This is a genomic window from Antarctobacter albus (assembly GCF_900101505.1).
GTDB lineage: Bacteria > Pseudomonadota > Alphaproteobacteria > Rhodobacterales > Rhodobacteraceae > Antarctobacter > Antarctobacter albus.
In genome coordinates this window covers 167,948-184,518 of the sequence record NZ_FMZI01000011.1, presented here as the reverse complement: position 1 = coordinate 184,518, position 16,571 = coordinate 167,948, and the positions used below count along the sequence as shown (strand labels likewise).

Here is a 16,571-nt window from a genome sequence, read left to right as displayed (position 1 = left end):
TGTTTTCGATGAGGTCGTCGACGACGGAAGGGTCGGCGAGGGTGGAGGTGTCGCCGAGGGCGCCGTAGTCGTTCTCGGCGATCTTGCGCAGGATGCGGCGCATGATCTTGCCGGAGCGGGTCTTGGGCAGGCCCGGGGCCCACTGGATCAGGTCGGGCGAGGCGATGGGGCCGATTTCCGTGCGGACCCAGGTGCGCAGCTCCTTGCGCAGCTCCTCGGTCGGCTCGACGCCGTTCATCAGGGTGACGTAGCAGTAGATGCCCTGGCCCTTGATCTCGTGCGGGTAGCCGACGACCGCCGCCTCGGCGACCTTTTCATGCGCGACCAGCGCCGATTCCACCTCGGCGGTGCCCATCCGGTGCCCCGAGACGTTGATCACGTCGTCGACCCGGCCGGTGATCCAGTAATCGCCATCGGCGTCGCGGCGGCAGCCGTCGCCGGAGAAGTAATAGCCCTTGTAGTCCGAGAAATAGGTCTTCTCGAAGCGGTCGTGGTCGCCCCAGACGGTGCGCATCTGCCCCGGCCAGCTGTCCTTGATCGCCAGCACGCCCTCGGTCGGCGAGGCGTCGATCTCCTGGCCCGACTGCGGGTCCAGCACCACCGGCTGCACGCCGAAGAAGGGCCGCATCGCCGCGCCCGGCTTGGTCGCGTGGGCGCCGGGCAGGGGGGTCATCATGTGGCCGCCGGTCTCGGTCTGCCACCAGGTGTCGACGATCGGGCAATTCCCCTTGCCGACCACGTCGTTGTACCAGTTCCAGGCCTCGGGGTTGATCGGCTCACCGACCGTGCCCAGGATCCGCAGCGAGCTTAGATCGCATTTGGTTACGAAATCGTCACCCTGGCCCATCAGCGCGCGGATCGCGGTCGGCGCGGTGTAGAACTGGGTCACGCGGTGCTTCTCGCAGACCTGCCAGAAGCGGCTGGCGTCGGGATACGTCGGCACGCCCTCGAACATCAGCGTGGTGGCGCCGTTGGCGAGCGGGCCGTAGACGATGTAGCTGTGGCCGGTGACCCAGCCCACGTCCGCGGTGCACCAGTAGACGTCGCCGTCATGGTAGTCGAAGGTCACCTCATGGGTGAGCGCGGCATAGGTCAGGTAACCGCCGGTGGAATGGACCACGCCCTTGGGCTGGCCGGTAGAGCCGGAGGTGTAGAGGATGAAGAGCGGATCCTCGGCATTCATCTCGGCCGGCTGGCTGTAATCCGCGGCCTCGAGCGCCATCTCGTTGTAGTCGAAGTCGCGGCCGTCGACCCAGGTGGTCTGGCCGCCGGTGCGCTTGACGACCAGGCATTTGACGTCGTCCTTGCAGTGCAACAGCGCCTTGTCGGCATTGGTCTTGAGCGGGGTCTTGCGGCCGCCGCGGGGCGCCTCGTCGGCGGTGATGATGAGCTTGGCGTCACAGCCGTTGATCCGCGCGCTCAGCGCATCGGGCGAGAAGCCGGCGAAGACGATGGAATGGATCGCGCCGATGCGGGCGCAGGCCAGCATGGCATAGGCGGCCTCGGGGATCATCGGGAGGTAGATGATGACGCGGTCGCCCTTGCGCACGCCCAGAGATTCCAGGACGTTGGCCATGCGGCAGGTGCGGCGGTGCAGGTCGGCATAGGAGATGCTCTGCGCCGGTTCGTTGGGATCGTCGGGTTCGAAGATGATGGCGGTCTGGTTGGCGCGCTTGTCCAGGTGCCGGTCGATGCAATTGGCGGCGACGTTGAGCGTGCCGTCGCGGAACCACTCGATCTTGACCTGGCCGAGGGTGAAATCGGTGTTCTTGATCTCACTCGGCTGCTTCATCCAGTCCAGCCGCTGCGCCTGCTCGGCCCAGAACCCCTCGGGATCGGAAACCGACCGCGCATACATCTCGTCATAACGCGCCGCGTCAACGTGGGCGCGTTTCACCTGTTCTTCCGACGGGGGATAGGTGGTGCTCATTTGGCTCTCCTCCAGAAATTGTTCGGGGGCAGGGAAAACCTCCCCGCCCCCGAAATCAAGTGGTTCCTAAGTCCTGTACGGCCGCGGCGGGGTTTGCCGCGCAGCGCGCCAGGTCAGATCGCCAGGTATTCCGCGCGCAGGCTTTCGTTTTCCAGCACCTCGGCGGCGCTGCCGTCGAAGACGATGGAACCGGTGTCGAGGATCACCGCCCGGTCGGCCAGTTGCAGCGCACGCACGGCGTTCTGTTCGACGATGATCGTGGTCATGCCCTGTTCCTTGATGTGGCGCAGGGTCTTTTCGATCTCGTCGACGATGACCGGGGCCAGCCCCTCGTAGGGTTCGTCGAGCAGCAGCACCTTGATGTCGCGCGCCAGTGCCCGGGCGATGGCCAGCATCTGCTGTTCGCCGCCCGAGAGGGTGGTGCCCTCCTGCTTGCGGCGCTCGCCGAGGCGCGGGAACAGGTCATAAAGCCGTTCCAGAGACCAGCCGATGGGCGGCGCGATCTGGGCCAGCTGCAGGTTCTCCTCGACGGTCAGGCCGGGAATGATGCGCCGGTCCTCGGGTACGAGACCGAGGCCCGCGATGGCCGCCTGATGGGACTTCATCGTGTGCAGGGGTTGGTGATCCAGCCAGATTTCGCCGTGGTTCACCTGGGGGTCATCCAGCCGCGCGATGGAGCGCAGCGTCGTGGTCTTGCCGGCGCCGTTGCGGCCCAGCAGGGCCAGGATCTCGCCCTCGTGCACGTTGAAGCTGATGCCCTGCACGATGTAGCTCTCGCCGTAGTAGGAATGCATGTCCCAGACGGAGAGGAAGGCGGGGGCGGTTTCGGCCTGGTTGGCGTTCTTGGAAAAGTCGGGGCGGACGTTCATCTTTGGCTTCTCCCGTCCCGGGTCTGACCCGGGACCTCGTGGGTGGAGGCCCCGGCGCGAGGCCGGGGCGCGGTGTGACGGCTCAGTGCGCTTCGCCCAGATAGGCTTCCTGCACCTTGGGATGGCCCTTGATGTTTTCGGGCGCATCCTCGACCAGCGGCGTGCCCTGCGCCAGAACCGTGATCCGGTCGGCGAGGGAGAAGACCACGTGCATGTCGTGCTCGATGATGGCGATGGTGATGTCGCGCTCTTCCTTGATCTGCTTGAGCAGGTCGATGGTGTTGTTGGTGTCGGCGCGCGCCATGCCCGCTGTGGGTTCGTCCAGCAGCAAGAGCTTGGGAGACTGGACCAGGCACATGGCCATCTCCAGCCGCCGCTTGTCGCCGCGGGACATCGAGGCGGAATGCATGTGGCGCTTGTCCAGCATGTTCACCTCTTCCAGCATCTTCTCGGCCTCTTCGATGAGCGATTTCTCGTTCATCACCGACTCGATGGCATGCAGGCGATAGGCCCCGTCGCGCTTGGCGAAGAGCGGGATCATCATGTTCTCGAACACGGTCAGGTCACCGAAGATCTCGGGCGTCTGGAAGACGCGGGAAATCCCCATCTGGTTGATCTCGTGGGGAGAGCGTCCCAGCACCGACTGGCCCTGGAACATCACCGATCCGGTGTCGGGGATCAGCTTGCCGACGAGGCAGTTCAGCAGCGTCGACTTGCCGGCCCCGTTCGGCCCGATGATCGCGTGGCAGGTGTTTTCCTTCACGCTGAGGTTCACGTCGGACAGCGCCTTCAGGCCGCCGAACCGCTTGCCCACGTCCTTGACTTCAAGAATACCCATCAGTCTGTCTCCTTATTCCGCGGGCTCGGTGCTGGCCGACTTGGGATCGTCGGCCTTCTTGCGGTTGAAGAGGCGGGCGATGCGCTGACCTCCTTCGACAAGGCCGCCGGGCAGGAAGGTCACGACAAGCATGAAGATGATGCCCAGCGTCAGGTGCCAGCCCTTGCCGACGAAGGGATGGATGACGAAGACGACGAAGTCCTCGATCCCGTCCGGCAGGAAGGCGAACCAGCCGTGCAGCACGTTGTCGTTGATCTTGGAAAAGATGTTTTCCATGTACTTGATCGCACCGGCGCCCAGCACCGGGCCGATCAGCGTGCCCGCGCCGCCCAGGATGGTCATCAGCACGACCTCGCCCGAGGCTGTCCACTGCATGCGCTCGGCGCCTGCCAGCGGGTCCATCGCCGCCATCAGGCCCCCGGCCAGACCGGCATACATGCCGGAGATCACGAAGGCCGCCAGCGTGTAGGGCTTGGGGTTCAGGCCGGTGTAGTTCAGGCGCTGCTGGTTCGACTTGATCGCGCGCAGCATCATGCCGAAGGGTGAACGGAAGATGCGGATCGCCAGGTAGAAGGAGATCAGCATGACCACCGCGCAGACGTAGTAGCCGACCGAGAAGGTAAAGCTCCACGGACCGACGACCATGTCGGTGGCGGCGCGCATTTCCAGGCCAAAGAGGTTGGTCACCGGGATCGAACCGTCGGCGGTGGCCGAGGCGCCCAGGATGCGCGGATCGTCAAGCGTCAGCTGCAGGCCGGTTTCCCCGTTGGTCAGCGGCGTCAGCACCGAGTAGGCCAGCGCAAAGGACATCTGCGCGAAGGCCAGGGTGAGGATCGAGAAGTAGATCCCGGTCCGGCGCAGGCTGACAAAGCCGATGACCAGCGCGAAGAGGCCCGCGATGACGACCGACAGCAGGATCGCCGGGACGATGTTCATGCTGAGCAGCTTGAACATCCAGACCGCCGAATAGCTGCCCACCCCCAGGAAGGCGGCGTGACCGAACGACAGGTAGCCGGTCAGGCCGAAGAGGATGTTGAAGCCGATGGCGAAGATCCCGAAGATCACGAAGCGCTGCATCAGGTCCGGGTAACCGGCGTTGAACTGTGCCAGCCCGCTTTCGGTCGGGAAGGGGTTGAGGATGAAGGGCGCGAGCATTGTGAGCAGCGCCACGATGAGCAGCAGGGTGCTGTCTTTCTTGTCCAGTCCGAACATGGGCTTACTCCATCACGCCCTTGCGACCCATCAGACCGCGCGGACGGGTCAGAAGGATGACAATGGCGACAAGGTAGATGATGATCTGGTTGATGCCGGGCACGAGGGTGATGACCTCTTTCATCGAGGCAAAGCTTTCCAGGATGCCCAACAGGAACCCGGCGGCGACGGCGCCCGGAAGCGAGCCCATGCCACCCACGACGACCACGACGAAGCTGAGCACGAGGAAATCCATCCCCATGTGATAGTTGGGCGCGTTGATTGGCCCGTACATCACGCCCGCCAGGCCTGCGACCGCGGCGGCGAGGCCGAACATCAGCGTGAACCGCTTGTCGATGTCGATGCCCAGCAGGCCCACGGTTTCGCGGTCGGCCATGCCGGCGCGGACCACCATCCCGAAGGTGGTGAACTGCAGGAAGGCAAAGACCGCGCCGATGATCGCGACGGCAAAGCAGAAATAGACGATCCGCCAGATCGGGTAGACGATGGTCGAGGTCAGCTGAGCCACGCCGGTCAGCGCCTCGGGGGCGGGGGTCTGGATCGGGTTTGCGCCGTAGAAGTACTTGATGACTTCCTGCAGCACGATGGCCAGGCCGAAGGTCACCAGGATCTGGTCGGCATGCGGGCGCTTGTAGAAATGCTTGATCAGACCGCGTTCCATGACGAAGCCGATGAGGATCATGATCGGAATGGCAAAGAGGATCGCCAATGGCACGGACCAGTCGATGATGGTCGATCCCATTTCGGGCCCGAACCAGCTTTCGACATAGGGTGTCTTGACCTTGAGCGGGTTGCCCAGGAAGTCGGTCTTGGTCGGATCGACGGTTTCGAACGACAGGTTCAGGATACGTTGCAGTGTCACCGAGCAGAAGGCGCCGATCATGAACAATGCGCCATGCGCAAAGTTGACCACGCCCAGCGTGCCGAAGATGAGTGTCAGTCCCAGCGCGATCAGCGCATAGGCCGAGCCCTTGTCGAGCCCGTTGAGAACTTGGAGGATGATGGCGTCCATTGTCCCACCCTTTGCGGTCGGAGTGCGGAAAAAGAGAGGACCCGTGTCAGCGGGCCGAGGGGGAGTGTGCTGGGTGGGCAGGGCACATGGCCCTGCCCGACACGCGGCCCCGCGAGGGCCCGGCGTGATTACGCGCCCGGGTTGCAGGAGCCCAGCGAGCCGCCTGCGAACATCGGGTGATCGGGTGCGTATTCGACCTGCGCGCGCGGCGTGACTTCGACGATCTCCAGAAGGTCGAATTCCGAGGTCGGGTTGTCTTTCCCCTTCACGACCAGCACGTCCTTGAAGCACTGGTGGTCTTCGGCGCGGTAGAGGGTCGGGCCGTTGCCCAGGCCGTCGAACTCGTAGCCTTCCAGGGCTTCGGCGATGGCGCAGGGGTTGAACGACCCGGCGCGCTGTGCCGCGTCCGCGTACAGCAGGGTCTGGACATAGCAGGTGTGCGCGGCCTGGCTTGGCGGGAAGCCGTACTTGGTGCCGAAGGACTTGACGAATGCCTTGGAACCCTCGTCCTGCAACGACCAGTGCCAGTTGGTCGAGCCGAAGATGCCCTTGACGTTGGCGCCTGCACCCTTGGCCATCAGGCGCGAGTACAGCGGCACGACGATCTCGAAGTCCTTGCCGTTGACGACCTTCTCACGCAGGCCGAACTGGACCGCGTTGGTCAGCGAGTTGACCATGTTCCCGCCGTAGTGGTTCAGGACCAGCACGTCGGCGCCCGAGTTCAGGACCGGCGCGATGTAGGACGAGAAGTCGGTGGCGGCCAGCGGCGTCAGCACGTTGTTGACGGTTTCCCAGCCCAGTGCCTCGGTGGCGGCGGCGATGGATTCCTGCTGGGTCCAGCCCCAGGTGTAGTCGGCGGTCAGGTGATAGGCCTTGCGGTCGTTGCCGTACATCTTGGCCAGCACCGGCGCCAGCGCGGCACCCGACATGTAACCGTTGAAGAAGTGACGGAAACCGTTGGCCTTCTTGTCCTTGCCGGTGGTGTCGTTCGAGTGGGTCAGACCGGCCATGAAGATGACGCCGGCTTCCTGGCAGAGACCCTGGACCGCGATCGCCACGCCCGAGGAGGAGCCGCCGGTGATCATGATGGCGCCGTCTTTTTCGATCATCGACTTGGCCGATGCGCGCGCGGCGTCCGATTTGGTCTGGGTGTCGCCGGTGACGTATTCCACCTTCTTGCCCAGGATGCCCGTGCCGTCCAGGGCCTTGGACGAGAAGGTCGACAGCATGCCGCCGTCGCCGCCGCCGTTCAGGTGTTCGACCGCCAGTTCGTAGGCGCGCAGCTCGTCAGCGCCCTCATCCGCGTAGGGGCCGGTTTGCGGAACGTTGAAGCCCAGGGTCACGGTGCTGCCGGTGGGTGCGTTGGTATAGCCCGAATGGCTGGCCGCCGACAGGTAGGTGGGCAGTGCCAGGCCGGCACCGGCCACGGCACCAGTCTTGATCACGCCACGGCGCGTCACGTTGAGTTTGGACATGAAATCCTCCCGTTTCGAAAAAGCCGCCCCGGAATTCTCCTCAGTCTTCGGGGGCGTTCGCACATCTGTGCAAATGCAGTATGGCAGGGGGATGGAAAATTGCGCAACAAGCGCTTTACGAGTAACACTTTTTTTGTCAACGTCTGAAAAGTAGACAGCGGTATTCTGTAAAGGTGTTTATGTTGCGTTGCAGAAACCCCTTGAATCGGCAAAGGAAAGCCCCATGCCTCGCGATACACTGACGGGATCGCGAATCCGCGAAAGACGGGTGCTGCGCGGCATGAAACAGGCCGATCTGGCCCGAAAGGCCGGTATCTCTGCATCTTACTTGAATCTTATCGAGCATAATCGCCGCAGAATCGGCGGCAAGCTGCTGCTTTCCATCGCCGAGATCCTGCGCGTCGAGCCGGCCGCCCTGACAGAAGGCGCGGGGGCCGCGCTGATCGCTTCGCTGCGCGAGGCTGCCGCCGACATGCCGCAGGTTTCGGCGGAACTGGACCGGGTCGATGAATTCGCCGGGCGCTTTCCGGGCTGGGCGCAACTGCTGGCCGACAGCCGCACCCGTGTCGCCCAGCTGGAACGCAGCCTCGAGACATTGAACGACCGTATGACACATGACCCGCACCTGGCGGCCTCGCTGCACGAGATGCTGTCGACGGTGACGGCGATCCGGTCCGCCGCCTCGATCCTGGCCGAACCCGGGGAGGTGGACGCGGAATGGCAGGCGCGCTTTCACCGCAACATCTACGAGGACAGTGCTCGCCTGGCCGAGACCAGCCGGGGGCTTGTCACCTACCTGGAGGCGGACGAGAGCTCGCCGCTGGAAACCGGCGCCCCGCAAGAGGAGCTGGACGCGGCGCTGGAAAAGGCGGGGCACACGGTGCCCGAACTGGAGGCGGGGGCCGACCTGGACGCGGCGCTGGCCAAGTTGGGCCGGGGATTGTCAGGGCCGGCGCGCGGGCTCTTGCGGGGCTGGCTGGACCGATATGCCAGTGATGCCGAGGCTTTGCCGCTGGATCGGCTGCGCCCTGCGGTCGAAGAGCATGGCCCCGATCCGGCGGCGCTGTCCGCGGCGCTGGGGGCGGACCCGGCCCGCATCATGCGCCGCCTTGCCGCCATGCCGCCCGAGGATCTGCCCACCCCGGTGGGTCTTGCGATCTGCGACAGCTCGGGCGTGCTGACCTACCGCAAGCCGCTGCCGGATTTTCCGATGCCCCGGTTCGGCGCGGCCTGTCCGCTCTGGCCGCTCTACCGTGCGCTGTCGCGTCCGCATGTGATCCTGGCCGGGCCGGTGATGCAGGTCGGGCGCAGCGGCGCCGTGCTCTGGGCCGATGCCCTGGCCACGCCGCAGGCCGGCCCGGCGGTCAATGCCGATCCACTTTACCAGGCGCAGATGCTGGTGCGTCCGCTGCCGCAGGGGACAGAGCCGCCCGCGACGCTGCCGCAACTGGGTGTGGCCTGCCGGGTCTGCCCGCGCGAATCCTGCGAGGGACGGCGTGAGCCCTCGATCCTGGCCTCGACCCGGCGCTGACCCTGACGCGGCGGTCTGGTGGGTGGTTTGGCCTTAGTCCGGACACCTCAAAGGCTTACGCTGGGTCAGAAAACGCCGCGTTAGCGACAACAGTATTTTGACACCGGTTGCGATAACCGCCTAGACTTGACCTCACCTGCTTTAGGATAGGCGCAAAAAGACCTGGGAGGCGGGATGCGGGGGGAAGATATGGGCGGACAGGTTCTGCTGATCGAGGACGAGCCGAATATCATTGAAGCGATCCGATTCATATTGTCCCGCGACGGCTGGCAGGTGCACACCCATTCCAACGGCACCGACGCCGCGCAGATCGTGCGGGACCGGGCGCCCGACGTGGTGATCCTGGACGTGATGCTGCCGGGGCGGTCGGGGTATGACATCCTGCGCGAATTGCGAGAGGACCCCGCCCATTCCGACCTGCCGGTGCTGATGCTGACCGCGCGAGGCCAAAGCAAGGACCGCGAGATGGCCGAGCGTGCCGGCGCCAGCCGCTTCATGACCAAGCCCTTCTCGAACGCCGAGGTGCTCGACGCCGTACGGGCCCTGTCGGCGCAATGACCCGCCCGCCCGGAGGCGTGCCGCCGCGTCCGCCGGGCAAGCCGCCTGCGCGCCATGCGCCGTTCCAGATCGAACGCCAGAGCTTTCGCCGCCGCCGCCTGATCGATGCCGCCTGTGCCTTGCCCCTACTGGGCTGGGTGCTGTGGTGGTTGCCGCTCTTGTGGCGGGGAGCCGACGCGCCGATGCCTGCCTCGCTCGTGCTGGTCTATATCTTCGGGATCTGGTTGGGGCTTGCGCTGGCGGCGGCCCGGCTGGTCCGCCTGCTGGGGGGCGCGCGCAACACATCGCCACTGCCCGAGGGTGACGACCCGTGAGCACGCTGAACCTGCTGGCGGCGATCTCGATCGCCTATGTCGCGCTGCTCTTCGGTGTCGCCTTCTTCGCCGAGCGCGCGGCGCAGAGCGGGCGGGTGCGCTGGCTGCGAGCGCCCATCGTCTACACGCTGTCACTGTCGATCTACTGCACCGCCTGGACCTTTTACGGCGCGGTGGGCAGCGCGGCGCGCAACGGGTTCGAGTACCTGACGATCTACCTGGGCCCCAGCCTGGTCATGCTGGGCTGGTGGTGGATCCTGCGCAAGCTGGTGCGGATCGGGCGCAACCAGCGCATCACCTCCATCGCCGACCTGATTTCGTCCCGCTATGGCAAGTCCAACCTGCTGGGCATCGGCGTCACCATCCTGGCGGTGATCGGCACCACGCCCTATATCGCGCTGCAACTGCAATCCGTGACGCTCTCGGTCGAGGTGTTCTCCGAACCCGTCCCGATCGAGGAAGCCGGCAACAGCCTGACTGCCTTCTGGGTGGCTGCGGGGCTTGCGGTTTTCACCGTCATCTTCGGCACCCGCAACCTGGACGCCAATGAACGTCATCACGGTGTCGTCATGGCCATCGCCGTCGAGGCGGTGGTCAAGCTGACCGCGCTGGTGGCACTGGGCGTCTTCGTGGTCTGGGGGCTGTCGGGCGGGGTCGCCGCGACGCTGGCGCGGATCGACGCCTCGGAACTGGGCACATGGCAGGTGAACAACGGGCGCTGGGCCGGGGTCATGCTGCTGTCGGCGGCGGCCTTCCTCTGTCTGCCGCGGATGTTCCAGGTGCTGGTGGTCGAGAACGACAACGACGCCCAGCTTCGCATGGCCGCCTGGGCCTTCCCCTTGTACCTCATGGCGATGAGCCTGTTCATCGTGCCGATCGCGGTGACCGGGCTCGACCTGCTGCCCGAGGGATCGAACCCCGACCTCTTCGTCCTGACCCTGCCGCTCAGCCAGGGGCAGGAGGGGCTGGCGCTGCTTGCTTTCCTGGGCGGGTTCAGCTCGGCGACCTCGATGGTCATCGTCGCGGCAATCGCGCTGTCGACGATGGTGTCGAACCATATCGTGATGCCGGTCTGGCTGCGCCTGCGCGAAGGAACTGCCAGCGTTTCGGGCGATGTGCGCAACGTGGTGCTGCTGTCGCGGCGGCTGTCCATCGCGGGTGTGCTGCTGCTGGGCTATCTCTATTACGCGCTGTCCGGGGGGCGTACGGAACTGGCCGCCATTGGCCTGATCGCCTTTACCGGGGTGGCGCAGGTGCTGCCGGTGCTGATGGGCGGGATCTTCTGGCGCGGGGCGACGCGCGTGGGGGCGCTGGCGGGGCTGACGGCGGGGTTCTCGATCTGGGTCTACACGCTGTACCTGCCGAGTTTCGGCCCCGGCACGGTTTTGCCCGCAAGCTGGTTCGCCGATGGCCCGCTTGGCATCACCCTGCTGCGGCCAGAGGCGCTCTTCGGTGTCAGTTTCGACGACAAGCTGCTGCATGCCGTGTTCTGGAGCCTGCTGCTGAACACTCTGGCCTTTGTCGGGGGGTCGCTGTTCAGTGCCGCTTCGCCGCTGGAACGGTTGCAGGGGGCGCAGTTCGTCTCGGCCCGGGCGGCGGGGGCGGGGCCGCGCAGCTGGCTGCAAAGCACCGCCGAGAGCGAGGACCTGATGGTCATGACGCAGCGCATCCTCGGCCCCGACGAAGCGCAGGCGCTGTTCCTGCGAGAGGCGCGCGCGCAGGGGCTGGAAGGTGAACTGCCCGCGCCGACGCCGGAATTCCTGCAGGTGCTGGAACGCGAACTTGCCGGGTCGGTGGGGGCGGCGACGGCCCATGCGATGGTGGGCCAGATCACCGGCGGGGCGATGGTCTCGGTCGAGGACCTGATGGCCGTGGCCGACGAGACCGCGCAGATGATGGAATATTCCGCCCGGCTGGAGGCGCAGTCGCTGGAGCTGAGCCGCACCGCAGCCCAGCTGCGCCGGGCCAATGACAAGCTGACGCGGCTGTCGGTGCAAAAGGATGCCTTTCTCAGCCAGATCAGCCACGAGTTGCGCACGCCCATGAGCTCGATCCGCGCCTTCTCCGAGATCCTGCGCGACACCCAGGGCCTGACCCGCGCGGACCAGAACCGCTACGCCTCGATCATCCATGACGAGGCGATGCGCCTGACCCGGCTGCTGGACGATCTGCTGGACCTGTCGGTGCTGGAAAACGGCCAGGTGAACCTCAACCTCACTGAGGGCCGGCTCGAGGACATCCTTGACCGTGCGGTTTCGGCGGCGCTGGCGGACGAGGCCGGGTCGGGGATCCGGGTGATCCGGCGGCGGGTGGGCGAACAGGTGCGGCTGACCACCGATGTCGAGCGGCTGAGCCAGGTGTTCATCAACCTGATCTCCAACGCGCGCAAGTATTGCGACGCCGAGGCGCCGGAATTGCAGATCGTGGTGACGGATGCGCGCGGCCAGCTGCTGGTGGATTTCATCGACAACGGGTCGGGCGTGGCGCCCGAGGCGCAGGACGTGATCTTTGAGAAGTTCGCCCGTGTCAGCGATCAGAAGGCCGGTGGCGCGGGGCTGGGCCTGGCGATTTCGCGGCAGATCGTGACGCGCCTGGGGGGAGAGATTTCCTATCTGGCCGACAGAGGTGGTGCGGCCTTTCGCGTGGTCCTGCCGGTGCGCCAGGAGATGGCGGCGCAATAGGGCGCGCTGTCCGGGTCGATTTTCTCAACAAATTCCTGATCGTTAAAGCGCTTGGTAACCAAATCCGCTGATAACGGGCCGTGGAGGCAGTTGATGACGGGCGATTTTCTGCATGGCTGACGGTGCACGCAATGACGTACTTGGGCAAAAAGCCCAGGCGGCTCAGCGCGCCTATGAGGCGCGCGGCATGTCGCTGCCCAAGGCATTGCGCCGGGCGCTGTCGCGCACCGCGGATGTGCTCTGGGACCTGGCGCTGGTGACGCAATCCGTCACGGTCGAGATGCTCGACCAGGACGAGGTGGTCGAGGCGCTGGGCCAACGCGACCTGCTGATCCTGCTGGACGGGCCGGAGGGCGCCCTGGGGCTCGTCTCTGTCGACCGCCAGGTGCTGACCGGCGTGGTCGAGGTGCAGACCATCCAGCAAGTCACCCAGATGCCGGTCGAGGAAGACCGGATCCTGACCCAGACCGATGCGGCCATGATGGCCCCCTTGATCGACGGCGCGCTGACCCGGCTGGCCGACACGATGCAGGGGCATCCGCTGCATCTGCAACTGGATGGTTATCGTTTCGGCGCCATGCTGGAGGATTCGCGCGCCGCCGGGCTGATCCTTGACGCGGCGGCCTATCGCGCCTTCCGGGCCGAGATCGACCTGGCCCTGGGGCGGCGGCGCGGACGGATGACGCTCTTCCTGCCCGAACGCAAGCTGAGCCAGGACACGCCCGAGGCCGGGCGCGGCGTCGGCCCGCACGAGGAACGGTTGAGCCGGGTGGCGGCGCGGCTGGATGCCAAGCTGGCCCGGATCACCCTGCCGTTGGGCCGGGCCGAGGCGCTGAAGCCCGGCGACCTTCTCTCGCTGCCCCCGGATGCGCTGGACAGGATCGAGGTGACGGCAGGTCGTGGCGACCTGGTCGCGCGTGGCCGGTTGGGGCAGTTGAACGGGTTGCGCGCGGTGCGGTTGAACTGGCCAGCGACGGGTGTGACAGCAGCCTCGCTGGGGATGCCTGCTGCTGCGGAAACGCCGGAGGCGGGTTTCGGCCATGAGGCGCCTGCGGCAGCGGCAGTGGACCCGGCCGTGCCCGACCTGCCGCAGGTGGCTGAACCTGCCGAGGAAAAACTGCCCGATCTGCCGCCGATGGATTTCGATGGCGGCGATTTCGATTTCTCGGACCTTGGGGGCGATACCTCGGCGGAGGATGGCGGGGAACCGATGGCCGCCTTGCCGGAGATCGACATGGGGGACGGTTTTGACGCCGCGCCACTGGATTTCGATTTCGAGGAGGATTGAGCGGCGTGCTCAAAAAGAAGTCACGTGCCGATCGTTCAGGGGTGCACTAACGGGGCGCGGGGCCAACATGAAAGGCTCCCGTGTCGCGGACGCGGGAGCCTGACGTTCAACACTTCAGGGCTTGGACAGGGTTTCCAGCGTCGGGCGCAGCCCGGCAAGGTTGTAGCCCGCCTTGGCCGCCGTCTCGATCACCGCATCGGCGCCCAGCGTCTCTGCCTGACCCAACGCCCAGATCACCGAGCAACGCGTGCCCGAGGCGCAGTAGGCCAGAACCGGCCCTTTGGCACCTGCGATCAGCTCTGCCTGCCGCAGGATGTTCTCCGCGGTCATGGTCTGATGCGTGATCGGCAGCACCTCGAACCGCAGGCCCTGCGCCTCGATCGCCTGGCGCATGGCGTTGGCCTGATGCGAAGGCGGAACCTCCGCATCGGGCCGGTTGTCGATGACCAGGGCATAGCCCGCAGCCTTGATCGCCTCCGCATCCTCGGGGTCGATCTGGGGAGAGACGTGATACTGGTCGGTCAATACGCGTGGTGTCATGGCTTTCGGTTTATTCCGCCGGAACGGCCCTGTCCAGACGCGCGCGCAGCATCGGTGCAATCAGCATCCCGCCGATCATCGCAACGAGGAAGGCATAGAGACCCGGGCCGCCATAGCTGAGCGAGGCGATCGAGGGGCCGGGGCAGAGCCCGACGAGTCCCCAGCCGATCCCGAACATGACAGAGCCGAGGATCAGCTTGCCGTCGATTTCCTTCGACGGCGCCGGCGGCAGCGGCAAGCCGGTCAGCGAGGTCGTGCGGCGGCGGCGGATGAGCCAGGCAATGGCCATCGGGATCATGGCGCCGCCCATGACAAAGGCCAGCGTCGGGTCCCAGTTGCCGAAGACGTCCAGCCAGCCCTGCACCTTGGTGGTGTCGGTCATGCCCGAGATGAAAAGCCCGGCGCCGAACAGCCCGCCGGCAAGGAATGCAACAAGAAGTCGTGCCATGTCAGATCACTCCAAGGATGTGGCGGAAGAGGACGACGCCAAGGCCGCCGGCAAGGATGTAGCAGCAGGTGGCCACGATCCCGCGCACCGACAGCCGGGACATGCCACAGACGCCGTGCCCCGAGGTGCAGCCGTTCGCGATGCGCGTGCCGATCCCGACCAGCAGGCCGGCGGCCACCAGAACCGTGTAGTTGTCGGTGATATGCGTATCCACCGCACGGTAGAAGGGCATCAGCAGCACCGGCAGCAGCGCCACGCCCACCAGGAAGACGATGCGCTCGGCGGCAGTGGACCAGCCCGAGCCATCGACGAGGCCGCCGATGATGCCGCTGGCGCCCATGATGCGGCCGTTGCCCAACAGGTAGACAGCGCCGCCCGTGCCGATCAGCATTCCGCCGATCAGGCCCCAGATCCAGTCGATAGGCATGTGTATGTTTCCTTTTTTGTCAGCCCGGCCCGCTCCCGGTTCGCCACGGGAGGAAGTCTCGCCGGAAAAATGCCTCTGCGCGGAGGCAGGGACGCCCCCCGCGCAGAGTGCCGTCAGGGTCAGAGCTTGTTGACCGGGACCTTGAGAAAGACGTTGCCCTTTTCATCCGCCGGCGGCATCTGGCCCGCGCGCATGTTCACCTGCAGCGAGGGGATGATGAGCTTGGGCATGGCCAGCGAGGCATCGCGGGTGTCGCGCATGTGCACGAAATCTTCCTTGGTCTTGCCTTCGCCGACATGGACGTTGGTCGCTTTCTGTTCGCCCACGGTGGTTTCCCAGGCGTATTCGTCGCGGCCCGGGGCCTTGTAGTCGTGGCCGACAAAGATCCGTGTTTCGTCCGGAAGGGCGAGGATCTTTTGCACGGAGTCATACATGGTCTCGGACGAACCGCCGGGGAAGTCGCAGCGGGCAGTGCCGAAATCGGGCATGAACAGCGTGTCGCCCACAAAGGCCGCGTCGCCGATGACATAGGTCAGGCAGGCGGGCGTGTGACCCGGCGTATGCAGGACGTCGACGCGCAACTGCCCGATGTGGACCGAGTCGCCCTCCTGGAAGAGCTGGTCGAACTGCGAGCCGTCGCGCTGGAACTCGGTGCCCTCGTTGAAGACCTTGCCAAAGGTGTCCTGCACGATCTTGATGCGGTCGCCGATGCCGATCTTGCCGCCCACGCGCTCCTGGATGTAGGGCGCGGCGGAAAGGTGGTCGGCGTGGACGTGGGTTTCCAGCAACCACTCGACCTTGTAGCCTTTTTCCTTGACGAAGGCGATCACGGCGTCGGCGGATTTCGTGTCGGTGCGGCCGGACGAATAATCGAAGTCCAGAACGCTGTCGATGATGGCACAGGACGTGCCATTGGGGTCGCGCACGACGTAAGAGATCGTGTTCGTGGCGTCGTCGAAGAAGGCAGTGACTTCGGGTTTCATGTCTGTTCCCTCCAAACTTTCTGGATCATCATATACGTAAACATGAATATGTTTCAAGAGGGAAGGTGCGATTGATATGCATCAAGGTCTGTGCTGCGACGGTTTGACAGAGTGCCGGAAAGGTCATGGAGGCTTGCATCATGTCGCATCACGCACGGAAACTGGCACTGCTTGAACGGCTGCGCGCGCTGGGCGTGCGGCTGGACGGAATCGAAGAGGCGCTGGAAGCACCTCATTCGAAGGACTGGGAAGACCAGGCCATCGAACGCGAGGGCGAAGAGGTGCTGGAGCGGCTGGGCGCCAGTGGACAGGCAGAGGTGGCGCGGATCCGCGCCGCCCTGGGTCGCATGGCGCGTGGCGAATACGGGATCTGCACCCGCTGTGGCGAGGAGATTTCACCGGAACGACTGGAAGCGGTGCCAGAGGCGCCGCTGTGCAAGACCTGCGCCGCCGAGGTTTGAGGCG

At 65.5% G+C, this 16,571-nt stretch carries 16 protein-coding genes; 6 read left to right on the top strand and 10 right to left on the bottom strand.

The window, feature by feature from the left end:
• The 6 genes from acs to BLQ71_RS19075 form a co-directional block, all read right to left on the bottom strand.
• The coding region (gene acs, locus BLQ71_RS19100) for an acetate--CoA ligase (protein ID WP_074622865.1) at window positions 1-1,930 on the bottom strand (1,930 nt) is incomplete at its 3' end.
• Between the two features lie 113 nt (window positions 1,931-2,043).
• On the bottom strand, window positions 2,044-2,799 hold the full coding sequence (locus BLQ71_RS19095) for an ABC transporter ATP-binding protein (RefSeq protein WP_043146435.1): 756 nt from the start codon (window positions 2,797-2,799) through the stop codon (window positions 2,044-2,046).
• Window positions 2,800-2,881: 82 nt separating this feature from the next.
• A complete protein-coding gene (locus tag BLQ71_RS19090; RefSeq protein WP_074622864.1) occupies window positions 2,882-3,637 on the bottom strand; it encodes an ABC transporter ATP-binding protein in 756 nt (251 codons plus the stop codon).
• 12 nt (window positions 3,638-3,649) lie between these two features.
• Window positions 3,650-4,849: a branched-chain amino acid ABC transporter permease gene (locus BLQ71_RS19085; protein WP_074622863.1), complete on the bottom strand. Its 1,200-nt coding sequence runs from the start codon at window positions 4,847-4,849 to the stop codon at window positions 3,650-3,652.
• Between the two features lie 4 nt (window positions 4,850-4,853).
• Window positions 4,854-5,861, bottom strand: coding sequence for a branched-chain amino acid ABC transporter permease (locus BLQ71_RS19080; RefSeq protein WP_074622862.1), 1,008 nt, complete (start codon window positions 5,859-5,861; stop codon window positions 4,854-4,856).
• Window positions 5,862-5,989: 128 nt separating this feature from the next.
• Window positions 5,990-7,336 (bottom strand): substrate-binding protein, encoded by a 1,347-nt coding sequence (locus BLQ71_RS19075; protein WP_043146429.1) that lies wholly within the window; start codon window positions 7,334-7,336, stop codon window positions 5,990-5,992.
• Between the two features lie 223 nt (window positions 7,337-7,559).
• Here BLQ71_RS19075 and BLQ71_RS19070 point away from each other — a divergent pair, with 223 nt between their 5' ends.
• The 5 genes from BLQ71_RS19070 to BLQ71_RS19050 all read left to right on the top strand — a co-directional run bounded on the left by BLQ71_RS19070 (window position 7,560) and on the right by BLQ71_RS19050 (window position 13,708).
• On the top strand, window positions 7,560-8,867 hold the full coding sequence (locus BLQ71_RS19070; protein WP_043146427.1) for a helix-turn-helix domain-containing protein: 1,308 nt from the start codon (window positions 7,560-7,562) through the stop codon (window positions 8,865-8,867).
• Window positions 8,868-9,056: 189 nt separating this feature from the next.
• Window positions 9,057-9,425: a response regulator transcription factor gene (locus tag BLQ71_RS19065; RefSeq protein ID WP_043146447.1), complete on the top strand. Its 369-nt coding sequence runs from the start codon at window positions 9,057-9,059 to the stop codon at window positions 9,423-9,425.
• Complete coding sequence (locus BLQ71_RS19060) at window positions 9,422-9,739, top strand: hypothetical protein (RefSeq protein WP_069210816.1); 318 nt, start codon at window positions 9,422-9,424, stop codon at window positions 9,737-9,739. Before BLQ71_RS19065 ends, BLQ71_RS19060 begins: the two co-directional genes overlap by 4 nt.
• Window positions 9,736-12,420 carry an ATP-binding protein gene (locus tag BLQ71_RS19055; RefSeq protein ID WP_074622861.1) on the top strand — a complete coding sequence of 895 codons (2,685 nt, stop codon included), beginning with the start codon at window positions 9,736-9,738 and terminating at the stop codon, window positions 12,418-12,420. The genes BLQ71_RS19060 and BLQ71_RS19055 overlap by 4 nt, the downstream gene beginning before the upstream one ends.
• 112 nt (window positions 12,421-12,532) lie before the next feature.
• Window positions 12,533-13,708 (top strand): FliM/FliN family flagellar motor C-terminal domain-containing protein, encoded by a 1,176-nt coding sequence (locus BLQ71_RS19050; RefSeq protein ID WP_074622860.1) that lies wholly within the window; start codon window positions 12,533-12,535, stop codon window positions 13,706-13,708.
• Between the two features lie 114 nt (window positions 13,709-13,822).
• Here BLQ71_RS19050 and BLQ71_RS19045 read toward each other — a convergent pair whose 3' ends face one another.
• The 4 genes from BLQ71_RS19045 to BLQ71_RS19030 all read right to left on the bottom strand — a co-directional run bounded on the left by BLQ71_RS19045 (window position 13,823) and on the right by BLQ71_RS19030 (window position 16,106).
• Window positions 13,823-14,248, bottom strand: coding sequence for a protein tyrosine phosphatase family protein (locus tag BLQ71_RS19045; RefSeq protein ID WP_074622859.1), 426 nt, complete (start codon window positions 14,246-14,248; stop codon window positions 13,823-13,825).
• A 10-nt stretch (window positions 14,249-14,258) separates the two neighbouring features.
• Window positions 14,259-14,696 carry a DUF6691 family protein gene (locus tag BLQ71_RS19040; RefSeq protein WP_043146422.1) on the bottom strand — a complete coding sequence of 146 codons (438 nt, stop codon included), beginning with the start codon at window positions 14,694-14,696 and terminating at the stop codon, window positions 14,259-14,261.
• Between the two features lies 1 nt (window position 14,697).
• Complete coding sequence (locus tag BLQ71_RS19035) at window positions 14,698-15,123, bottom strand: YeeE/YedE family protein (RefSeq protein ID WP_069210812.1); 426 nt, start codon at window positions 15,121-15,123, stop codon at window positions 14,698-14,700.
• Between the two features lie 119 nt (window positions 15,124-15,242).
• On the bottom strand, window positions 15,243-16,106 hold the full coding sequence (locus BLQ71_RS19030; RefSeq protein WP_043146420.1) for an MBL fold metallo-hydrolase: 864 nt from the start codon (window positions 16,104-16,106) through the stop codon (window positions 15,243-15,245).
• Between the two features lie 140 nt (window positions 16,107-16,246).
• Between BLQ71_RS19030 and BLQ71_RS19025 the strand changes: the two genes are divergently transcribed.
• Entirely contained in the window at window positions 16,247-16,567 is a 321-nt protein-coding gene (locus tag BLQ71_RS19025) for a TraR/DksA family transcriptional regulator (protein WP_043146444.1), read from the top strand.
• Window positions 16,568-16,571: the final 4 nt, after the last annotated feature.